Origin of the sequence: Streptococcus sp. zg-86 (assembly GCF_017639855.1) — a bacterium.
In the GTDB taxonomy this organism is placed as follows: domain Bacteria; phylum Bacillota; class Bacilli; order Lactobacillales; family Streptococcaceae; genus Streptococcus; species Streptococcus zhangguiae.
Genome location: NZ_CP072115.1, coordinates 1040324 through 1060085, shown reverse-complemented (window position 1 = coordinate 1060085; position 19762 = coordinate 1040324). Strand labels below are relative to the sequence as shown.

The following is a 19762-nucleotide window of genomic DNA, read 5'->3' as shown; positions in this document are numbered from 1 at the left end:
ATGAAAAAGCCAAATCAATGGATGGTTTTGAAACGACTCTTGTCCTATCTGAAGCCCTATAAGTGGCTAACAACTTTGGCTTTGGGTTTACTGTTATTGACAACGGTTGTGAAAAATAGTATTCCTCTGATTGCCTCTCATTTTATTGACCATTATTTAAGCAATGTTAATCAAACTGCGGTCTTACTCTTGGTAGGCTATTACATGATGTATGTCTTGCAGACAGTGATTCAATATTTTGGCAATCTCTTTTTTGCCAAGGTCTCTTATAGTATTGTCCGTGATATTCGCAGGGATGCGTTTTCGAATATGGAGCGCTTGGGGATGTCTTATTTTGACCGCACGCCTGCTGGCTCGATTGTCTCACGGATTACCAATGATACAGAAGCCATTTCGGAGATGTTTTCTGGGATTTTATCGAGTTTTATTTCAGCTATTTTTATTTTTAGCGTCACCCTTTATACCATGCTGATGCTGGATATTCGTCTGACTGCTTTAGTGGCACTCTTGCTTCCCCTCATTTTTCTTTTGGTCAATCTCTATCGGAAAAAATCCGTTGCCGTTATTACAAAGACCAGAAGTCTTTTGAGTGACATCAACAGTAAATTGGCTGAAAGTATTGAAGGGATTCGGATTGTTCAAGCCTTTGGTCAGGAAGAACGCTTGAAGGCTGAGTTTGAGGCAATCAATCAAGAGCATGTTGTCTATGCCAATCGTTCGATGGCCTTGGATAGTTTGTTTTTGCGACCTGCTATGTCGTTGTTGAAACTCCTAGCTTATGCGCTCTTGATGGCCTATTTTGGCTTTCACGGCTTAGAGGCAGGTATTTCAGCTGGGCTCATGTATGCCTTTATCCAGTATGTCAATCGCCTGTTTGATCCTTTGATTGAGGTGACACAGAATTTTTCGACCTTGCAAACCTCTATGGTTTCGGCAGGGCGTGTCTTTGACTTAATTGATGAAAGGAATTTTGAGCCGAAGCAAGAAAATAGTTCTGCTCAGATTAAACGAGGAATCATCGAATTTCGTGATGTATCCTTTTCTTATGATGGTAAGCGACAGATTTTGGATGGTATTTCCTTTCAAGTGAAGGAAGGGGAGACGATTGCCTTTGTTGGTGCTACGGGTTCTGGAAAATCTTCCATTATCAATGTCTTAATGCGCTTTTATGAATTTCAGTCTGGTCAGGTCTTGATTGATGGTCAAGACATTCGCCAATTTTCACAGGCTGAATTGCGCAAGAAAATTGGGCTGGTCTTGCAAGATCCCTTCCTTTATCATGGAACGATTGAGTCCAATATCAAAATGCACCAAAATCTTTCAGATGAAGAAGTACAATTTGCGGCAGAATTTGTTGATGCAGATCAATTTATCCAGAAATTACCTGGTAAATACCAAGCCCCTGTTGCAGAGCGCGGTAGTAGTTTTTCTACTGGTCAACGGCAATTGCTAGCCTTTGCTCGGACAGTTGCAAGTAAACCAAAGATTTTGATTTTGGATGAAGCAACAGCCAACATTGACTCGGAAACAGAGCAGATTGTCCAACATTCGCTTGAGAAGATGCGACAAGGTCGGACAACGATTGCGGTTGCCCACCGCTTGTCCACTATCCAAGATGCCAACTGTATCTATGTGCTGGATAAGGGCAAGATTATCGAAAGTGGTAGGCACGAGGAATTACTGGCAAAAGCTGGGACCTACCATAAGATGTATCAATTGCAGGCAGGGATGCTGGAGCAATCTTAGAACCTGTATTCACAGTTCAGCACTTCTATCTAAGGCTATTTTTAAGCTACTCATTGTTCGTTTTTTTCAAAATACAGTCCGTATTCCCTCAAAAAACAGCCTTAATTAGCGAAAAACAGTTTCTTACATAAAAGTACTTCACTTGTGTATACAGGTTCTTAAAATATACCATTCCTATCAAAAAAAAAAAAAAACGAATGCTTCCCCGAAATCTCATCGGTTTCTGGAAACATTCCTTTTTTTATAGAGTAGTACAAACCAGACAGTCCTCGTTTTTTGATTTCCAATCTCAGGCATCAATCGTCTCTTCCCTAGCTGTTGATATGCGTTAAACTGTTAATACTCGTCAAAAATCAAAGTCTGACGTCGTTAACTCACCTTGCTGAACTTCAGTTCTAGCTACGATTTCGTTGCCTAGTCAGATTTTGATTTTTATAGAGTATAAATCTACAAAGGTGATAAGGTCAGGGATTTTTATACGTAATCTTCCAGATTACATCAGAATATAGACAAACCTCACAATTCAGAAAAACAGTACAACAATATTTAAATTTCTGTAGTTTCAAGGTTAGAAAATTTGCGAGCGTAGCGAGCATAATACCGCCACCATCGCCGTGCTAAAAGTGGGAGTGAGACAGAAGTCGTGATTTCGTTGAAATCGATTATCCTCGCTCCTTTGTTTCTGGGCTCGGGCTAAAATAATCCACTGGATTATTTTACTCCGAAGGAAATCGCTGATGTCCGAAAGCACATAAGGATGGTAGACTTTTTCTTCAAGCTGACGTAATCTTCCAGATTACATTATTTTGTGGGTGAGCGCGACGTGCTCATCAAGGTTTGTCTCACTCCCAGACGATTGATACATTGTAATCCCTTTCATCATTTATGATATAATAAGGAAAATGGAGGAAATGGTATGAAAATCATAATCGTAGGTGCATCTTTTGCAGGAATGAGTGCTGCCTTGGAATGTCATCAATTATATCCAGATGCTGATATTTTATTAATTGATAAGGAAGAAGAGGTCGGTTACTTTCCAAATGTCTTAAATTGGCAGTTGAAGGGAGAAATGAAGACAGCTGCAGAAGCACAAAGTGGATTGGTGAATCAGATTAAGCAAACGACAATTGATTTTCGCTTGGGAGCAGAACTGGTTCAGCTAGATGCAGAAGACCAGTCCATTATCATTCGACAGGCAAAAACTAGGACAACAGAAGTTTATGATGCCCTTATTTTAGCTATGGGGGCAAGACAAGTATGGGACTTTCCAGATAAAGGCTTGGGAGAGCGTATCTTGTCTTCCAAGTATTTTTCAGATGCCCAAGAGAGCTGGCGAAAAATCGAAAAAGCCCAGTCTGTCATCATCATTGGCGGAGGGCAAATTGGCTTAGAAAGTGTAGAAGCCTTGAGTCAGTTGCCGCTGTCTGTTACACTTTTTGAAGCTGAAACTTCTCCCTTAGCCAAATATGTCGATGAGGAATTGATGCTGGACATTGAAGCTGAATTAAGAAGGCGCCATGTGAAACTTCATGTAGGAGAAACAGTCGAAACAATCTGCTTAACAGAGGATGGGAGCAAGGTTCGTGTTGAAACCCTAAAAGGTCAGTACGAAGCGGATTACCTACTCTTGGCAACGAATTTCCAACCCAATACAGATTTGGTTTCTGATGTTTTAGACTGCAATCCGGATCAGACCATTCAAGTAGATGAGTATTTACAAACGAGTCAGCCTCATATTTTTGCGATTGGCGACTTGATTCAGTTGCCATTTGCCTTTTTTGGTCAGGCTTATCTTCCTCTGATTAACCATGCGATTTTAACCGGTCGACTGGTGGCCTATAATTTAGTGTCTCCCAAGCGTCCTCTAAAAGAAGTTCAACGCATTGTTTCCAGTCATCTCTTTGGCTACAATATGACAAGTGTTGGTTTGACGGAGAGGCAGGCTCAACTTTGGACAGACGTGGATTCCGTCCTCATAAAAGCTCCCTATAGTCAATGGGAGACAGAAGAATTAACCTTCAAATTGATTGTCCAACGCTCGGATGGTCGACTGTTAGGCGGTCAACTCCTGTCGACTTCTCGTCACATTCAGCAGATGAATACCTTGGCCTTGGCTATTTCAAATGGAATGACAGCTCAGGACATGGTCGAGCAAAGTTGGCTCTGTTTGCCACGTTATACCAATCTGGTTCCGATTGTCATCGAAGCCTGTCAACGATACCTTCACCAAAAAGAGGAGGTAAGTCATGCAGATTGAGGATCTTCTGGAAAAACGAGAAAGAGCCATTTATTTTCTGGTTCAGCGCTTGCGCAGTAGTCGATCCAGTTTACCATTAAAAGAATTAAGCCAAGACCTCCAGTTATCACGGGCAACCTTGATTCGCTATATCGAATCCTTTGTAGCAGAAACGCATGATGAACACCTAGGAGTATCGTTGAAAGTTCAAGAGGAAGAAGTCGTCTATACCCGCTCCAACCAGTTAGTGTACGAGAACTGGCTTGCTCATCTTTGTCAATTTAGCACCAAGTACCAGATTTTACTCTATATTTTTGATCGTGAGGAATTTTCCATTCAAGCTCTAGCCCAGCATTTACTCATGAGTGAGGCGAGTTTGAATCGGCAATTGGCTGCACTGAATCATCTTTTACAGGATTTTCAAATCAGTATTCGTAATGGAAGACTAAAAGGAAGCGAATTGCAAATTCGGTATTTTTACTATCAATTATTCTTACATACCAAGGTGTTAAATGAGGTAACACATCATTCTCTCTTTGTTCCTGCTTTTCGTTTTCTTCCCCTTTTTGAGCGGTTCTATGATTCGCACTTCAATTCCTTTCAAGCCTTGCAACTGGCTTTATGGCTAGGAATTTCACAAAGAAGAGGGAGATTACAGGAAGTTGATTTCAGAGAAACCATTCAGCTGATGACACCTTATATGGAGCAGAAATGGTACAAAGAATTACGCCAATTTTCCCTAACTCTCTATCAATACCAACCGTCTACGATGCGAGAAGGAGAGGTGATGTCCCTTTTTGCCTTCTTGTTTAGCCAGTCAATTTTAGCGCCGCAGAAGCTTGAGAGAATGTTGGCATTTGGTGGTCCGATTCGGGAGGCAACAACTTGGTCTTATCATACTATTCGTCAAGAGTTGGGGCAACATTTTCCAATTGATGAAAAAATTCTCTACTATCTCAATCAGTTATTAGGTAGTCTGTATTTTTTCAAAGGATGTCTAAAAGAGCAGGTTTGGACGACCAAGCAGGAAGAATATGTGGCTAGGGCTTCTGACTTTTTGTCCGAGGTTCTTGAGCAATTTTATCAACCGCAATTTCCAACGGTTGCCTTTCAGAGTAAGGAGAAAGTATACCCATTGGCCTCTCTTTTTTCCTATCTTAACCAAGTACGACCGGTTCTTGTTCGTATCGGCTTTCTTTCGTATCAATCGCCCATTTTGGCAGAGCCAATCTTATTTCAGCTCCAAAAAGAATTTGAACGCAAGTATGCTGTGACGATTGAGCCTTTTATGGAAGATAAAGTATATGACCTAGTGATTTCAGAGGGGCAAGAGTGCTTAGCACCGTCTGTTTATTATCTTCACCAAGGCTTGTACGAGCAAGACCTGATTACCCTGAAGAAAATGATTCAGGCTATTCAACTGGAAAAAGAAAAGGTTGCAGGAAGTCGATTAGAAGAGCCTAGTTTTCCAATTGATAGCCGGTAAGGTGATTAGCTTAGCAGCATAAAAGAGAAGAAGCCAAGTAGGATTGAATCCAAACTTGGTTTTTTCGTATCAAAAATTTTCAGGAAAGGAATTTTTTTGATAGGGGTTTAGGAAGAAAATAGTTTACAATAAGAATAGATAGAAAACGGAAGCGTTTTCAAAAAACAAAAAATTAAACGGAGGTCTCCTATGACACAAGAAAAATACATTATGGCCATTGACCAAGGTACGACAAGCTCGCGTGCCATTATCTTCAATAAAAAGGGAGAAAAAGTTGGTAGCTACCAGAAGGAATTTCCGCAAATTTTTCCAAAGCCAGGTTGGGTAGAGCATAATGCCAATCAAATTTGGAACTCAGTCCAGTCTGTCATTGCTGGTGCCTTTATCGAAAGTGGTATCAATCCTGCTCAAATCGAAGGGATTGGAATCACCAACCAACGTGAAACAACCGTTGTATGGGATAAGGAAACTGGTCTTCCTATTTATAATGCAATTGTATGGCAATCTCGTCAGACAGCTCATATTGCTGATCAATTAAAACATGACGGTTACTCAGACATGATTCACAAGAAGACTGGTCTTGTTATCGATGCCTATTTCTCAGCAACCAAGGTTCGTTGGATTTTGGATCAGGTTCCTGGTGCACAAGAACGAGCTGAAAAGGGCGAGTTGCTCTTTGGAACAATTGATACTTGGCTTGTTTGGAAATTGACAAACGGTCGTTGCCATGTCACAGATTATTCCAATGCAGCGCGTACCATGCTTTACAACATCAAGGAACTCAAATGGGATGATGAAATTCTTGCCCTCTTGAACATTCCAAAAGCTATCTTGCCAGAAGTCAAGTCTAACTCAGAAATTTATGGTAAGACAGCTCCATTCCATTTTTATGGGGCAGAAGTTCCGATTTCAGGTATGGCAGGTGACCAGCAAGCAGCCCTCTTTGGACAATTGGCCTTTGAACCTGGTATGGTAAAAAATACCTATGGTACAGGTTCCTTCATTGTCATGAATACAGGCGAAGAGATGCAGCTATCTGAAAATAGCCTCTTGACAACAATTGGTTATGGTATCAATGGCAAGGTCTACTATGCTCTTGAAGGTTCAGTCTTTATCGCAGGTAGTGCTGTTCAATGGTTGCGTGACGGTATGCGCATGGTCAAAGAATCTCCTGAATCTGAAGAATTAGCGCGCAAGTCTACCAGCAATGATGAAGTCTATGTAGTCCCAGCCTTCACAGGTCTTGGAGCACCTTATTGGAATTCAGATGCACGAGGCTCTGTCTTTGGTTTGACACGTGGAACAACAAAAGAAGATTTTGTCAAAGCAACGCTCCAATCCATTGCCTACCAAGTTCGTGATGTCATTGATGTGATGCAAATTGACTCTGGTATGCCAATTTCTGTCTTGAAAGTAGACGGTGGTGCAGCAATGAATAGCTTGCTCATGCAGTTCCAAGCAGATATTTTGGGCATTGAAATTGCACGGGCTAAAAACTTGGAAACAACAGCCCTTGGCGCAGCCTTTCTTGCAGGTCTAGCAGTTGGCTTCTGGAAAGATTTGGAGGAATTAAAGACTCTGAATGCCGTTGGTCAATCCTTCCAGCCAGCCATGAACGATGCGCGTAAAGAACAATTGTACAAAGGTTGGAAGAAAGCTGTTGCAGCAACTCAATTATTTGCTGAAATAGATGAAGAAGAATAGAAAAGAGAGTATAAAATGGAATTTTCAAAAGAAACAAGACGATTAGCCATTGAAAAAATGCAGGATAGACAGCTTGATCTGCTGGTTATCGGAGGCGGCATAACTGGTGCAGGTGTCGCTATTCAAGCAGCGGCAAGTGGAATGGAGACAGCCTTAATCGAAATGCAAGATTTCGCTGAAGGGACCAGTAGCCGTTCGACAAAATTGGTTCACGGTGGCTTGCGTTACTTGAAACAATTTGATGTGGAAGTTGTCTCGGATACGGTATCAGAACGTGCAGTTGTGCAACAAATTGCCCCTCACATTCCAAAACCAGACCCAATGCTCCTTCCTGTCTATGATGAAGAAGGTTCCACTTTTAGTATGTTCCGCCTAAAAGTTGCGATGGACTTGTATGACCTCCTAGCTGGGGTGAACAATACAGATTTGGCTAATAAGGTTTTAACAAAAGAAGAGGTGTTAGAGCGTGAGCCTCACTTGAAACAAGAAGGTCTTGTCGGTGGTGGTGTTTACCTTGACTTCCGCAATAACGATGCCCGTCTTGTCATTGAAAATATCAAACGTGCAGCTAAAGACGGAGCTTTGATTGCGAGCCGTGTCAAAGCGGAGCGCTTTATTAAGGATGAGAATGATAAGGTCGTAGGAATTGTAGCTCGTGACCTTTTGACAGATACCAGCTTTGAAATTCGTGCCCGACTCGTTATCAATACAACTGGTCCATGGAGTGATGAAGTTCGCAATCTCGGTGGTGAAGGTAGTGGTGTATTCCAGATGAGACCGACAAAAGGAGTGCATTTAGTTGTAGATAGTGCTCGCTTATCTGTTCCTCAACCAACTTACTTTGATACAGGAGAGGCAGATGGTCGTATGGTCTTTGTCCTTCCTCGTGAAAACAAGACCTACTTTGGAACAACGGATACAGATTACACAGGTGATTTGGCAAATCCAACGGTAACCCAAGAAGATGTTGACTACTTGCTTGCTATTGTCAATAATCGTTTCCCAGAAGCAAACTTAACCATTGACGATATTGAAAGTGGTTGGGCAGGACTCCGTCCATTATTGTCTGGAAATGGCGCTTCAGATTACAATGGTGGAAACAATGGTAAACTGAGTGATGATAGTTTTAACAACCTGATTGATACGGTCAAAGCCTATCTCAATCATGAAAAATCACGCGATGATGTCGAACACGATTTGACACAACTAGAAGGCAGCGTATCTGAAAAGACCTTGGATCCGTCAGCAGTTTCTCGTGGCTCATCGCTTGACCGTGATGATAATGGTTTGTTGACTCTAGCTGGAGGAAAAATTACTGATTTCCGTAAAATGGCTGAAGGAGCACTTGAAAAAGTGGCAGAAATCCTCGAAACAGAGCACGGTCGCAAATTCAGATTGATTAATTCAAAAACCTATCCTGTCTCAGGCGGAGAATTAAATCCAGCTAATGTAGCAGAAGAAATTGAGCATTTGGCACAATTAGGTGTGAAAAAAGGCTTGCACTACGATGATGCGCTCTATCTTGCGAATTTATATGGTTCAAATGCACCGAAAGTCTTTGCCTTGAACCATAAAGTAGAAGCAGTTAGCCAGCTCAATCAGCGTGATTTATTGTCACTACATTATGCCATGAAAGAAGAAATGACCTTGACAGCTGTTGACTATCTTCTCCGTCGGACAAATTATATGCTCTTTATGCGGGAGCAGTTGGATAGTATTGTCGATGATGTCCTGCTTGAAATGGCAGCTTACTACGACTGGTCTGAGGAAGAACAAGCAGCGCAACGGGCCTTATTGGATGAAACCTTGGTCAAGAATGACTTGGCTTACTTGAAAAATTAGGAAACTTTAATTAATAAAACATAGAAAAGGAGCTATTATGGCAAAAGAATTATTAGGTGAAGTAATTGGAACAGCCTTACTCATCTTATTGGGGAATGGTGTTGTTGCAGGTGTGGTACTTGATAAGAGTAAGAGTAAAGATGCTGGTTGGATTGTGATTACAATTGGTTGGGGACTTGCAGTTGCAATGGCAGCCTTTGTGAGTGGCGTATTAGGCCCTGCTCACTTGAACCCTGCTGTATCGATTGCAATGGCTTATGCAGGCAATCTTCCTTGGAGTTCAGTCCTTCCTTATATCGGTGCACAATTTATCGGAGCCTTTATCGGAAGTATCTTGGTGTACTTGATGTACAAGGATCATTATGATGCGACAGAAGATACTGGAGCAGTGCTTGCGACTTTCTCTACAGGCCCTGCAATCCGCAACACTGTAACCAATACAATCAGTGAAGCAATCGGTACTTTCGTTCTTGTACTTGGCTTACTTGCTTTTGGCAACTATGATATGCCAGCTGGTCTTGGTACCTTGACTGTTGGAGCTTTGATTGTTTCTCTTGGAGTATCTCTTGGTGGTCCAACAGGATATGCCTTGAATCCAGCGCGTGACCTCGGACCTCGTATCATGCACGCTATTCTTCCATTGAAACACAAAGGTGATTCCGATTGGGGCTATGCACTTGTACCAGTTATTGGCCCAATCATCGGAGGTTTACTTGCAGCAATCTTTTACGGACTAGCTTTCTAATTCCTTAGAAAATACAAAAAACTGTCTCAGCTGAAAAACTGAGGCAGTTCTTGTTTTTATACTATAGTGGATTGAGAAAGGAATAGGAAAAGGCAAGGAGCTGCAGATAGAACTGGCGTTCATCAAAGCGACTTAACGATGTCCTAACCTTTATTCAATTCACTATAATTTTTCTAATTTATCAACCAAGGAGCCAATATAGGCAATAGTCTCTTTCAACGGTTTGTCAGTTGACACATCCACCCCAGCATGTTGAGCCAATTCTTGAGCAGACAAGCTAGCACCTAATGAAAGGGTTTCAAGCCATTTTTCGACAACTGCTTCTGGATTTTCCTCAAGCTGTTTGGCCATGGCTGTACCAATCGTGAGACCTGCTGAGTAGGTATACGGATAGAGGCCAATGTAGTAATGTGGCTGGCGCATCCAAATAAGCCCTGCATCTTCTCCGATTTCAAAGTCGTCGCCCCAGAAGGCCTTGATCACATCTAATTTAATTTGGCAGAGAATATCACCATTGAGGTATTCATCATTGTCCAAACGAGTGTAAACTTCTCGTTGGAATGCTGCTTCCAATAGGTGAGTGACCATATTGTGGAAGTAGGTACGGCTAATCAACTCGCTGATGAGGTAGGCTTGGAAATCTGGATCTTGATTTTGTTTCAAGAGGGTATTGCAAGTCAAGACTTCATTTGCAGTAGAAGGAGCTTCGATAAAGTAGAGTGACGGATCATAGTTCAGAATACTTTGCTTTTTCGCTAATTGGAAATGACCGGCGTGCCCTAGTTCATGTGCGAGTACCAAGACCTCGTTCATCAAACCTGTCCAAGATAGGAGGATGTAAGAAGGTCCATCGTAAAGGGTTGCACAATAGCCACCAGTTGCTTTGCCTTCATTTTGAGCAAAGTCAATCCAGCGCTCATCAAAGGCCTGTTCAATCATCTTGATATAGTCCTCACCCAAGATACCGAGACAGTCAATCAAGAATTGTTTGGATTCTTCTGGAGTAATCCGTTGGTTGAAATCTGAAGGAAGACTGATTTTTAAGTCTGCATGGGTAATTTTTTCTAGACCGTGTGCTTTAGCAACTAATTTGACATAGCGGCGCATGTGGGGTGCTAGTTCGTTCATAATCACGTCAATTTGACGGTCAAATAAATCCCGCGAAACATTTTGACTGAACAATAGATAATCAATCGTTGAATCAAAGCCACGTAATTTCGCTTCAATTTGTTCATTTTTGATGTGTGAGAGATAATCAGCTGCCGTTGTATTCTTATACTTACGAAGGGTAGAGTAAAAGCCTTCAGCTGCCTTGCGACGAAGCTCCGTATCATGGCTAATTTCATAATCATTTTCAAAAAGTACATAGCTATTCCCATATGTTTGACCATTTACCTCGATATCGTCAAAGGTCATATCTTCAAATTTTGTTGTCTCATAATTACGGTAAGGTTGGCCAAATGTTGGAGCAAAATTTGCTAACAATTCTTCTTGCAATGGGTGTAATTGATGCGGTTTTTGTCGTAAAATATCATTGATAAAACTGGTCCATTGTGGTTGAGTAGCACTTACTTCCTGTAACAATGCTTCATCCAGTAGGGCAAGTTGGGTAGGTAAAAATGCGATTTTTGGAAAAGTTGAAGCAATGGTTACCTGGTATTCATTGGCAAGCGAAGCCAGCTCTGGATTCATCTTGTCGACATCAAGATTTAAAAAGGCATAGTGGCTTAAATTACTATCGATAGCACGAAGCGTTTCATATTCTTTAAGAGCCTTGATAATCACTTCAAGAGAAGTCAAGTTGTCTTTGTAGGCTTTTTCAAATTGTTCAACTTGCGTTTTGTAAGCAGCAAGACCTTCTTGGTAAGCCTGATGAGAAGGATACATTAGGGAAGTATCCCATGTTAACTGTACATCAATTTCTTGACGTTTTGGCATGGCATTTGTCATTTCATTTCTCCTTTTTTTATACTGAAAATATTATACCATATTCAGGAAAAAAACTTGACAAATTTCCATAATACTTGGATAATAGGAGTAGAGAAGGGTTTGAAAACCGAAAGAAAGGAGCTTTTTATGCAAGTCATTAAACGTAGTGGAGAAGTCGTTGACTTTGATCCAGAAAAAATTTACCAAGCGATTATAAAAGCTGCTCGTACTGTCTATGTCATCGATGACACTTGGCGCCAAAATTTGGCTCAAGTCACTAAAAAAGTCGTTCTAGACTTGGAAGAAGCTCATACGGAGCGTCCAACCATCAGCATGGTACAATCACAAGTTGAACACCGTTTGATTGATGCAGGCTACATTACCATTGCAGAGCACTATATTTCTTACCGCCTCCAGCGTGACCTTGAACGCAATGGTTACGGAGATCGTATCAATGTACATCTGCGCTTTGAGCAAGTACGATAATCAAGAAAGCTATCTATCGATGGCTTTTTATTTTTTACAAATCGAGCAAAAGACTTGCCAAGTTGATTTTCTTATGCTAAACTTGTTCTTGTAATTGATACAACAACAAAGAGGAGAAAACCATGACAAAAGAATACGACAAAAAATTTTCGGTATCTATTTTACTTTGGATGAGAGAGGACAAGCCTCGGCAAGAGGGAATGGACTATTGGTCTGGCCCACATTCACAGATTATTGCCGCCTCACCAGGGCTGTCAGAATACCGCCAACAACATCTTAGTGAAACCCAACATAGTTTTTGGCCAGGTACAGCTGGTCTTGAAACAAGTATTTCACCTGACCGCCGGATAGATGGCATTGCAGAAGTCACCTTTGACAATCTGTTGTCACCAGTTGTAGGTCGTCATCAAACCGCCTTGGCTTTTAAAGACGAAGTAAATGTCTTTCGTCGGACACTGATGCACATGGGCTTTCCCTTTTCGTCCAGATGGTTTAAAACTGCTGAGCAGTCAGGTAGTCAGCTACGAGATGTCCTTTACATCCGTCGAAAAGAAGGGGTCAGCAGTGCTTCCTTTAAAAAATTTATCAACGACAGTTTCGCTCCTGAAATTTCAAAAGTAGCTGGAGTAACGGAAACACGCTCTCAAGTCTACATGCCTTGGAACAAGGCGACTTGGGATACACCAAACGTTGCTCATGACAATCCCAAAGCAGAACACCTACATGCCTCCGTCATTATTGGTTTTAGAAATCAAGAAGCCAGAGAAGAATTTTACAAGACGATTGCCCCTAAGCTAAATCATCAACTGATTTCCCATGCCTCAGCAGTTCATGCCTATCAAATTGATCAGACCTTGACCTATGTTGAAAATGGGCAGAAAACATCCCTGTAGTTGATTTTCAGGAATTTTCTTGATAGATTGCTCGATATTTTTGAAAAAATCGAGCAAAAGACTTGCCAAGTTGATTTTCTTATGCTAAACTTGTTCTTGTAACGAATACAAGAACAGAAAGGAGTCACTATGGATACAAAATTTTCTGTTGCACTCCATATTTTAACGATGATTAGTGAAAGTAAGGAAGTCTTGAGTTCGCAGGCCTTGGCTGTGAGTGTTGGAACCAATGCAAGCTATATCCGTAAGGTCATTGCGCTCTTGAAAAACGCAGGGCTAATTACGTCCCAGCAAGGTCGCTCAGGCTATCAGTTGAGCAAGAACCCTAAGGAAATATCCTTATTGGAGATTTATTTGGCTACTCAGGAAGTAGACCATATCCGTCTTTTTCAAATTCATCAACATGCCAATCAAGACTGTCCAGTTGGTCAGCATATCGAGGGTGCAATGACCCCGATTTTTGCCAGTGTTGAAAAACAATTGGAAGCAGATTTAGCTCATCAAACCCTCGACAATGTGATTGATAACCTTTATCAAATCGCAAAGAAAAGCCGTATCTGACCTGTGTGTCAGATTTTCTTAGACATTAGATATACCTGTAATTGATACAAATACAAACAGAGAGAATAGAAAAGAGAAAAACATGAAAGCAGCACAACACACAAGCTATGATAAACAGAATATTACACTAAGCGTAACTGAAATTGCTAAACCGTCGATTACTAGCAATCAAGTTCTTATTAAGGTAACAGCAGCAGGAGTCAATCCGCTCGATAATATGATTTCACGTGGAGAAGTCAAGATGATTGTTCCTTATAAGCTACCACAAACTGCTGGAAATGAAGTGGTTGGCTTGGTAGAAGAAGTAGGATCTAATGTGACGAAATTTGCAGTTGGAGATCGTGTTTTTGGTCGTCTTCCTCTCGATAACATCGGTGCTTTTGCTGAATACGTAGCAGTTGAGGTTCAAGCATTGGCTAAGGTACCAGATTATTTGACAGATGTGGAAGCAGCTGCGGTTCCGCTCACAGCATTGACCATTATGCAGGCCTTGGATTTGATGAAGGCACAGGCAGGTAAGACTATTTTCATCTCTGGAGGCACAGGAGGTGTTGGTGGTATGGCTATTCCAATTGCGAAAGCTAAGGGCTTAACCGTTATCACTAATGGTGACGGAGTAAATGGAGAGCGTGTCTTGGCTCTAGGAGCAGATCGTTTCATTGATTACAAGACAGAAGATTATACCGAAACCGTGAAAGATGTGGATTACGTTTTGGACACCCTTGGCGGAGCAGAGACTGAAAAGCAAATGTCAATTATGAAAAAGGGTGGGCACTTAGTTTCCCTTCGAGCGATGCCAAATGGGGACTTTGCCAAACGCATGAATCTACCAAAATGGAAGCAAATTTTATTACAGCAAGTTGGACGTAAGTTTGATAAAATGGCAGTCAAGTACGGTGTGCACTACCATTTCATCTTTGTTGAAAGCAATGGGGAACAGCTACAAGAAGTCGCAGATATTTTCAGCAAACTGCAAATCAAACCTTCTATTGATACGGTCTATCCATTTGAGGAAGTGAATGCAGCTCTGGATAAGGTCGCTAATGGTCGCTCTCGCGGAAAAACAGTCCTTAGTTTTTAGAAAATATAGGAGAATTACATGTCTTACATCACCACAAAAAATCAATACGTGACAGTCGCAGGTCAGCAGATTGCCTATCGTGAGCTTGGGCAAGGAAAGTCAGCTATTCCTTTGGTCATGTTAGTGCATTTGGCAGCGACTTTGGATAATTGGGATCCCAAGTTACTGGATCTACTAGCTGAAAAACAGCATGTCATCGTAGTAGACCTTCCTGGTGTTGGAGCCAGTCAAGGAAAAGTAGCCCCGACTATACCAGGAATGGCAGAACAAGCGATTGAAATCTTAAAGACATTAGGCCATGAGCGGATTAACCTCCTTGGTTTATCTATGGGAGGTATGATTGCGCAAGAAATTGTCCGCATCAAAGGTGGCACGGTCAATCGCTTAATCCTAGCTGGAACAGGTCCCCGTGGTGGACTTGAGATGGATAGGGTGACGGGCAAAACCTTCCGTTACATGCTAAAAGCAGGACTAGAGCGCATTGATCCCAAACGCTATATCTTCTATAATCATGATGAAGAAGGAAAAATCGAAGCCAATAAGGTGTTAGGGCGTATGGGCATGAGAAGGGCTGAACATACAGACAAGGATATGAATATTCCTGGTTTCTTGACACAATTAAAGGCAATCAAACGCTGGGGCAAGTCTGCTAAAGACGATATGCGCTATATTACCCAGCCTACACTGATTGTTAATGGGGAAAAGGATATGCAGGTTCCGACAGAAAATTCGTATGTCATGCATGAGAAGGTTGCAGGAAGTAAGTTAATCATTTATCCTAAGGCAGGGCACGGTTCTATCTTCCAATACGCAGATGAATTTTCCAAAGAATTGCTAGCATTTTTGGAGGCCTAAGATGTCTGAAGCTATTTTGGTTACCGTTTTTTTGGAAAATCAGATGATGCTAGGCTCTTTGATAAGAATTGTTTTAAAATAAATCATGGAATTAGCTCCTGTTAGTAGGTTGGTTCATTGCTGTCTACTGTAACAGGTTCTAGTCCTTTTTGTATTTACATAAATTAGTTTGTAGTATAAGTATTTATCTATGAAATGAATAGTCTTTGACAATAAAAAATTTCTTGTAATCTATTTGATTTAGCAGTATACTGTGCATAAAGAATAGACACAAGGAGGTCTAATATGCTTATTCAAAAAATTCCTTTGGATGCAAATGATGAACATGTATCGCTAACAACTTATATTTTAGATGAGTCACAGGAATTGTTATCTGGTAAAAAAAGACCAGCAGTCTTAATTTGTCCAGGTGGGGCTTATTTAAACTGTTCGGCTAGAGAGGCAGAGCCTATAGCCTTACGTTTTGCTGCGATGGGATATCACGCCTTTGTTCTACGTTATCATGTTTTTTTTGATACACCAAATGGATTTGAGCGTTTGTTACAAGGCGAAACATTTGAACCACGGAAAGAGTGTCAATATCCTGCTGCAATTCGTGATATAGCTCATGCCATGACGGTTATTTATAATCATGCAGATGAATGGTTCGTTGATGCAGAAAAAATAGTGCTTTGTGGCTTCTCAGCCGGAGGTCACAATGTCCTGAATTATGCTGTTCATTATGATAAACCGGTGATTACAGATACTTTTGAAGTTAAAAAGATCAGGCCAGCAGCAGTTATCGCCGGTTATCCGATTTCAGATTATCTCTATATGAAAGAGTCTGTTCGCTATCAAGATGATGTCGCACAAAGTCTTTTTAAATTATCTAACCTTGCCTTTTTTGGACAAGAAGAACCAAGTGATGAAGAACTAGCAGAAGTAAGTGCCGCAAGATTAGTGAGTCATTCGACGCCACCAACTTTTATTTGGGCAACAGCAGGTGACAAGCTTGTTCCAGTAGGACATTCTACCCGTATGGCTACTGCTTTAGCTGATGCAGGCGTTCCATTTGAAATTCATATCTATGAAGAGGGGAATCATGCGTTAGCTTTAGCTACTCAAGCTACTGCAACAGCGAAAACAGACCTCAATCCTATCGCAGCTGAATGGATTACCTCGGCTGATATTTGGCTCCAAAAACGCTTTTCCCTACCATTAGAAGAAAAAGGTAGGTGGGCATAGTTCCAAATATATTTATAAATCTTCTCAAATTGGCTGAGAGGATTTTTTCAGCTTGAAGAAAAAGTCTTTTTATTGCCACCATCCTCATGTGCTTTCGGACATCAGCAACTTCCTTCGGGCTAAAATAATCCAGTGGATTATTTTAGCCCGAACCCAGAAACAAAGGAGCGAGGATAATCGATTTCAACGAAATCACGGCTTCTGTCTCATTCCCACTTTTAGCACGGCGGAGGGGGCGGTATTGTGCTCGCTACGCTCGCAAATTTTCTAACCTTGAAACTACAGAAATTTAAATATTATTGTACTGTTTTTCTGAATTGTGAGGCTTGTCTACATTCTGAGACATCATGAATGTTCTTAAACTTTTAGAGAGACAGTGAGAAAAAATAGACCAAATTATGGTAAAATAAAGATTATTCATGATATTGTATGGGGACTAGGCTTTGAAATAGCTTGGTAAGATAAGAAAATCTCTATTTACAAAATGCTTGTGAATGAGAGCTGATTTCTAAAAAGTACTAGGAAAGGAAATATAAACTCATGGCTACTATTCAATGGTTTCCAGGCCACATGTCTAAAGCAAGACGGCAGGTGCAGGAAAATCTTAAATTTGTTGATTTTGTAACGATATTGGTGGATGCACGATTGCCCTTATCGAGCCAAAATCCGATGTTGACAAAGATTGTGGGGGACAAGCCAAAATTATTGATTTTAAACAAGGCAGATTTAGCAGACCCAGTGGCGACCAAGGAATGGCAAGCTTATTTTGAAGCACAAGGCATTCCAACCTTGACTGTCAATTCCAAGGAACAATCTACCGTCAAAAAAGTAACAGAAGCCGCCAAAAAATTGATGCGTGAAAAAATCGAACGTCAAAAAGAACGAGGGATTCAGATTGAAACCTTGCGTACTATGATTATTGGGATTCCCAATGCAGGAAAATCGACGCTGATGAATCGCTTGGCTGGTAAGAAAATTGCGATAGTTGGCAATAAACCCGGAGTTACCAAGGGGCAGCAGTGGCTCAAGTCCAATAAAGATTTGGAAATCCTTGATACACCGGGGATTTTATGGCCAAAATTTGAAGATGAGCAAGTAGCTCTCAAATTGGCTTTGACTGGGGCGATTAAGGATAATCTTCTACCAATGGACGAGGTCACGATATTCGGATTGAATTATTTCAAGACACATTATCCAGCAGCCTTGAAAGAACGCTTTAAGCAGATGAATCTGGAGGATGAAGCCCCTGAAATCATCATGGATATGACGAAAAAACTTGGTTTCCGTGAGGACTATGACCGCTTTTATACCTTGTTTGTGAAAGAAGTAAGAGATGGTAAATTAGGTCTCTATACCCTTGATACAGTTGGTGATGAAGATGGCAACGATTAAGGAAATAAAAGACCTCCTTGAGACCATCACAGATAAAGAGGACACGCGTTTAGAGGAACTGGCTAAGGATACTCGGGCAGGAGTGCAAGCCCTACTCCAGAAGAAACACAAGGATTTTCTGGCAGAAGAAGCAGAAGATGCTCGTTTAGAGCACATGCTTTCCTATGAAAAAAACTTGTATGCGCAAGGAATTGAATTGATTGCAGGCATTGATGAGGTCGGTCGTGGCCCCTTAGCAGGTCCTGTTGTAGCAGCTGCCGTTATATTGCCAAAGGGTTGTAAAATTCGCTTTTTAAATGATTCAAAAAAAATTCCCAAAAGTAAACACCAAGCCATTTATGAAGAAATCATGGATCAGGCAGTAGCAGTAGGAATTGGAATTAAGGACAGTCAAGTCATTGACCAAGTAAATATCTACGAAGCGACCAAGTTAGCCATGCTTGAGGCTTTAGAGCAATTAGCTGTTCGTCCACAGCATTTGCTGATTGACGCAATGAGATTGAATACGCCGATTGCACAGACCTCTATTATCAAAGGAGATGCCAACAGCCTGTCCATCGCTGCTGCTAGCATTGTCGCAAAGGTGACAAGAGATTGCTTGATGGCTGAGTTTGAGGCGAAGTATCCAGGATATGATTTTGCTAAAAACGCAGGTTATGGAACCGCCAAACACTTGGAAGGCCTGCATGAAAAAGGTGTGACCCCCATTCATCGTAAGAGCTTTGAACCGATTAAATCAATGCTTAAGAAGAAAGGGAGCAAATATGACAGAACGTGAAAAAATGCTAGCGAGCAAACTATACGATGCTAGCGATGCAGAATTAGTCCAGTTACGCAGCTTGGCACGTCGCTATCGCATGGAATTTAATCAAGAATTAGATAGTACAAAACGGAGCGAATTGCTTAAATTATGGTTTGGGAGCACTGGTAATCAGATTTATATTGAGCCAGATTTTGCTTGTGACTATGGTTGTCATATTTACGTAGGAGAAAATTTTTACGCTAATTTCAACTGCACATTTTTAGATGTTTGTCCGATTAGGATTGGTGATAATGCCATGTTAGGCCCCAATGTACAACTTCTTACTCCGCTTCATCCCTTGGAGGCAAACGAACGGATTTCAGGTATGGAATATGGCAAACCAATTACAATTGGAGACAATTTCTGGGCTGGTGGTGGTGTGACGATTCTCCCAGGCGTTTCTTTAGGGAATAACGTTGTCGTGGGTGCTGGTTCTGTTGTGACCAAATCTTTTGGAGATAATCTTGTCCTAGCGGGTAATCCTGCTCGTATTATCCAGACACTTGACTTTCCCTAAAGCCCTCGATTGTGTGATTCTAGAAAGAACTAGGCTAATTTGATTAGCATCAGAATGTAGACAAACCTCACAATTCAGAAAAATATTACAACTATATTTAAGTTTCTGTGGTTTTAAAGTTAGAAAATTTGCGAGCACAATACCGCACCTCCGCCGTGCTAAAAGTGGGAGTGAGACAGAAGTCGTGATTTCGTTGAAATCGATTATCCTCGCTCCTTTGTTTCTGGGCTCGGGCTAAAATAATCCACTGGATTATTTTACTA

At 41.2% G+C, this 19762-nt stretch carries 16 protein-coding genes; 15 read left to right on the top strand and 1 reads right to left on the bottom strand.

Going from position 1 to position 19762, the window contains the following annotated elements:
- The 6 genes from J5M87_RS05075 (at position 1) to J5M87_RS05050 (ending at position 9759) form a co-directional block, all read left to right on the top strand.
- Entirely contained in the window at positions 1–1746 is a 1746-nt protein-coding gene (locus J5M87_RS05075; RefSeq protein WP_154607928.1) for an ABC transporter ATP-binding protein, read from the top strand.
- Between the two features lie 916 nt (positions 1747–2662).
- Positions 2663–4003 carry an FAD-dependent oxidoreductase gene (locus J5M87_RS05070; protein WP_154607927.1) on the top strand — a complete coding sequence of 447 codons (1341 nt, stop codon included), beginning with the start codon at positions 2663–2665 and terminating at the stop codon, positions 4001–4003.
- A complete protein-coding gene (locus J5M87_RS05065; protein WP_154607926.1) occupies positions 3993–5468 on the top strand; it encodes a helix-turn-helix domain-containing protein in 1476 nt (491 codons plus the stop codon). The genes J5M87_RS05070 and J5M87_RS05065 overlap by 11 nt, the downstream gene beginning before the upstream one ends.
- Before the next feature lie 189 nt (positions 5469–5657).
- Entirely contained in the window at positions 5658–7172 is a 1515-nt protein-coding gene (gene glpK, locus J5M87_RS05060) for a glycerol kinase GlpK (RefSeq protein ID WP_154607925.1), read from the top strand.
- Positions 7173–7187: 15 nt separating this feature from the next.
- Positions 7188–9014: a type 1 glycerol-3-phosphate oxidase gene (glpO, locus tag J5M87_RS05055; protein WP_154607924.1), complete on the top strand. Its 1827-nt coding sequence runs from the start codon at positions 7188–7190 to the stop codon at positions 9012–9014.
- Between the two features lie 37 nt (positions 9015–9051).
- On the top strand, positions 9052–9759 hold the full coding sequence (locus J5M87_RS05050) for an MIP/aquaporin family protein (protein WP_154607923.1): 708 nt from the start codon (positions 9052–9054) through the stop codon (positions 9757–9759).
- 162 nt (positions 9760–9921) lie between these two features.
- Here the strand turns inward: J5M87_RS05050 and pepF are convergent, their stop codons facing one another.
- The gene (pepF, locus tag J5M87_RS05045) at positions 9922–11709 is read right to left on the bottom strand and encodes an oligoendopeptidase F (RefSeq protein WP_154607922.1); all 1788 of its coding nucleotides are present in this window, start codon (positions 11707–11709) and stop codon (positions 9922–9924) included.
- 126 nt (positions 11710–11835) lie between these two features.
- Here pepF and J5M87_RS05040 point away from each other — a divergent pair, with 126 nt between their 5' ends.
- The 9 genes from J5M87_RS05040 (at position 11836) to J5M87_RS05000 (ending at position 19499) form a co-directional block, all read left to right on the top strand.
- On the top strand, positions 11836–12174 hold the full coding sequence (locus J5M87_RS05040) for an ATP cone domain-containing protein (RefSeq protein WP_067090026.1): 339 nt from the start codon (positions 11836–11838) through the stop codon (positions 12172–12174).
- A 122-nt stretch (positions 12175–12296) separates the two neighbouring features.
- A complete protein-coding gene (locus J5M87_RS05035) occupies positions 12297–13067 on the top strand; it encodes a hypothetical protein (protein WP_154607921.1) in 771 nt (256 codons plus the stop codon).
- A 129-nt stretch (positions 13068–13196) separates the two neighbouring features.
- Positions 13197–13628 carry an Rrf2 family transcriptional regulator gene (locus tag J5M87_RS05030; RefSeq protein WP_154607920.1) on the top strand — a complete coding sequence of 144 codons (432 nt, stop codon included), beginning with the start codon at positions 13197–13199 and terminating at the stop codon, positions 13626–13628.
- Between the two features lie 82 nt (positions 13629–13710).
- Positions 13711–14709, top strand: coding sequence for an NADP-dependent oxidoreductase (locus J5M87_RS05025; protein ID WP_154607919.1), 999 nt, complete (start codon positions 13711–13713; stop codon positions 14707–14709).
- An 18-nt stretch (positions 14710–14727) separates the two neighbouring features.
- Positions 14728–15564, top strand: a complete 837-nt coding sequence (locus J5M87_RS05020) for an alpha/beta fold hydrolase (protein WP_154607918.1) — start codon at positions 14728–14730, stop codon at positions 15562–15564.
- Between the two features lie 285 nt (positions 15565–15849).
- On the top strand, positions 15850–16788 hold the full coding sequence (locus tag J5M87_RS05015; RefSeq protein ID WP_154607917.1) for an alpha/beta hydrolase: 939 nt from the start codon (positions 15850–15852) through the stop codon (positions 16786–16788).
- A 540-nt stretch (positions 16789–17328) separates the two neighbouring features.
- Positions 17329–18180, top strand: a complete 852-nt coding sequence (gene ylqF / locus J5M87_RS05010) for a ribosome biogenesis GTPase YlqF (RefSeq protein ID WP_154607916.1) — start codon at positions 17329–17331, stop codon at positions 18178–18180.
- On the top strand, positions 18167–18958 hold the full coding sequence (locus tag J5M87_RS05005; RefSeq protein ID WP_154607915.1) for a ribonuclease HII: 792 nt from the start codon (positions 18167–18169) through the stop codon (positions 18956–18958). Before ylqF ends, J5M87_RS05005 begins: the two co-directional genes overlap by 14 nt.
- Positions 18945–19499: a sugar O-acetyltransferase gene (locus J5M87_RS05000; protein ID WP_154607914.1), complete on the top strand. Its 555-nt coding sequence runs from the start codon at positions 18945–18947 to the stop codon at positions 19497–19499. Before J5M87_RS05005 ends, J5M87_RS05000 begins: the two co-directional genes overlap by 14 nt.
- The last annotated feature ends 263 nt before the right edge of the window (positions 19500–19762 follow it).

Coding starts and splice junctions, on each gene's coding strand:
- J5M87_RS05075 (WP_154607928.1), top strand. CDS start 1: ATGAAAAAGCCAAATCAATGGATGGTTTTGAAACGACTCTTGTCCTAT.
- J5M87_RS05070 (WP_154607927.1), top strand. CDS start 2,663: ATGAAAATCATAATCGTAGGTGCATCTTTTGCAGGAATGAGTGCTGCC.
- J5M87_RS05065 (WP_154607926.1), top strand. CDS start 3,993: ATGCAGATTGAGGATCTTCTGGAAAAACGAGAAAGAGCCATTTATTTT.
- glpK (WP_154607925.1), top strand. CDS start 5,658: ATGACACAAGAAAAATACATTATGGCCATTGACCAAGGTACGACAAGC.
- glpO (WP_154607924.1), top strand. CDS start 7,188: ATGGAATTTTCAAAAGAAACAAGACGATTAGCCATTGAAAAAATGCAG.
- J5M87_RS05050 (WP_154607923.1), top strand. CDS start 9,052: ATGGCAAAAGAATTATTAGGTGAAGTAATTGGAACAGCCTTACTCATC.
- pepF (WP_154607922.1), bottom strand. CDS start 11,709: ATGACAAATGCCATGCCAAAACGTCAAGAAATTGATGTACAGTTAACA.
- J5M87_RS05040 (WP_067090026.1), top strand. CDS start 11,836: ATGCAAGTCATTAAACGTAGTGGAGAAGTCGTTGACTTTGATCCAGAA.
- J5M87_RS05035 (WP_154607921.1), top strand. CDS start 12,297: ATGACAAAAGAATACGACAAAAAATTTTCGGTATCTATTTTACTTTGG.
- J5M87_RS05030 (WP_154607920.1), top strand. CDS start 13,197: ATGGATACAAAATTTTCTGTTGCACTCCATATTTTAACGATGATTAGT.
- J5M87_RS05025 (WP_154607919.1), top strand. CDS start 13,711: ATGAAAGCAGCACAACACACAAGCTATGATAAACAGAATATTACACTA.
- J5M87_RS05020 (WP_154607918.1), top strand. CDS start 14,728: ATGTCTTACATCACCACAAAAAATCAATACGTGACAGTCGCAGGTCAG.
- J5M87_RS05015 (WP_154607917.1), top strand. CDS start 15,850: ATGCTTATTCAAAAAATTCCTTTGGATGCAAATGATGAACATGTATCG.
- ylqF (WP_154607916.1), top strand. CDS start 17,329: ATGGCTACTATTCAATGGTTTCCAGGCCACATGTCTAAAGCAAGACGG.
- J5M87_RS05005 (WP_154607915.1), top strand. CDS start 18,167: ATGGCAACGATTAAGGAAATAAAAGACCTCCTTGAGACCATCACAGAT.
- J5M87_RS05000 (WP_154607914.1), top strand. CDS start 18,945: ATGACAGAACGTGAAAAAATGCTAGCGAGCAAACTATACGATGCTAGC.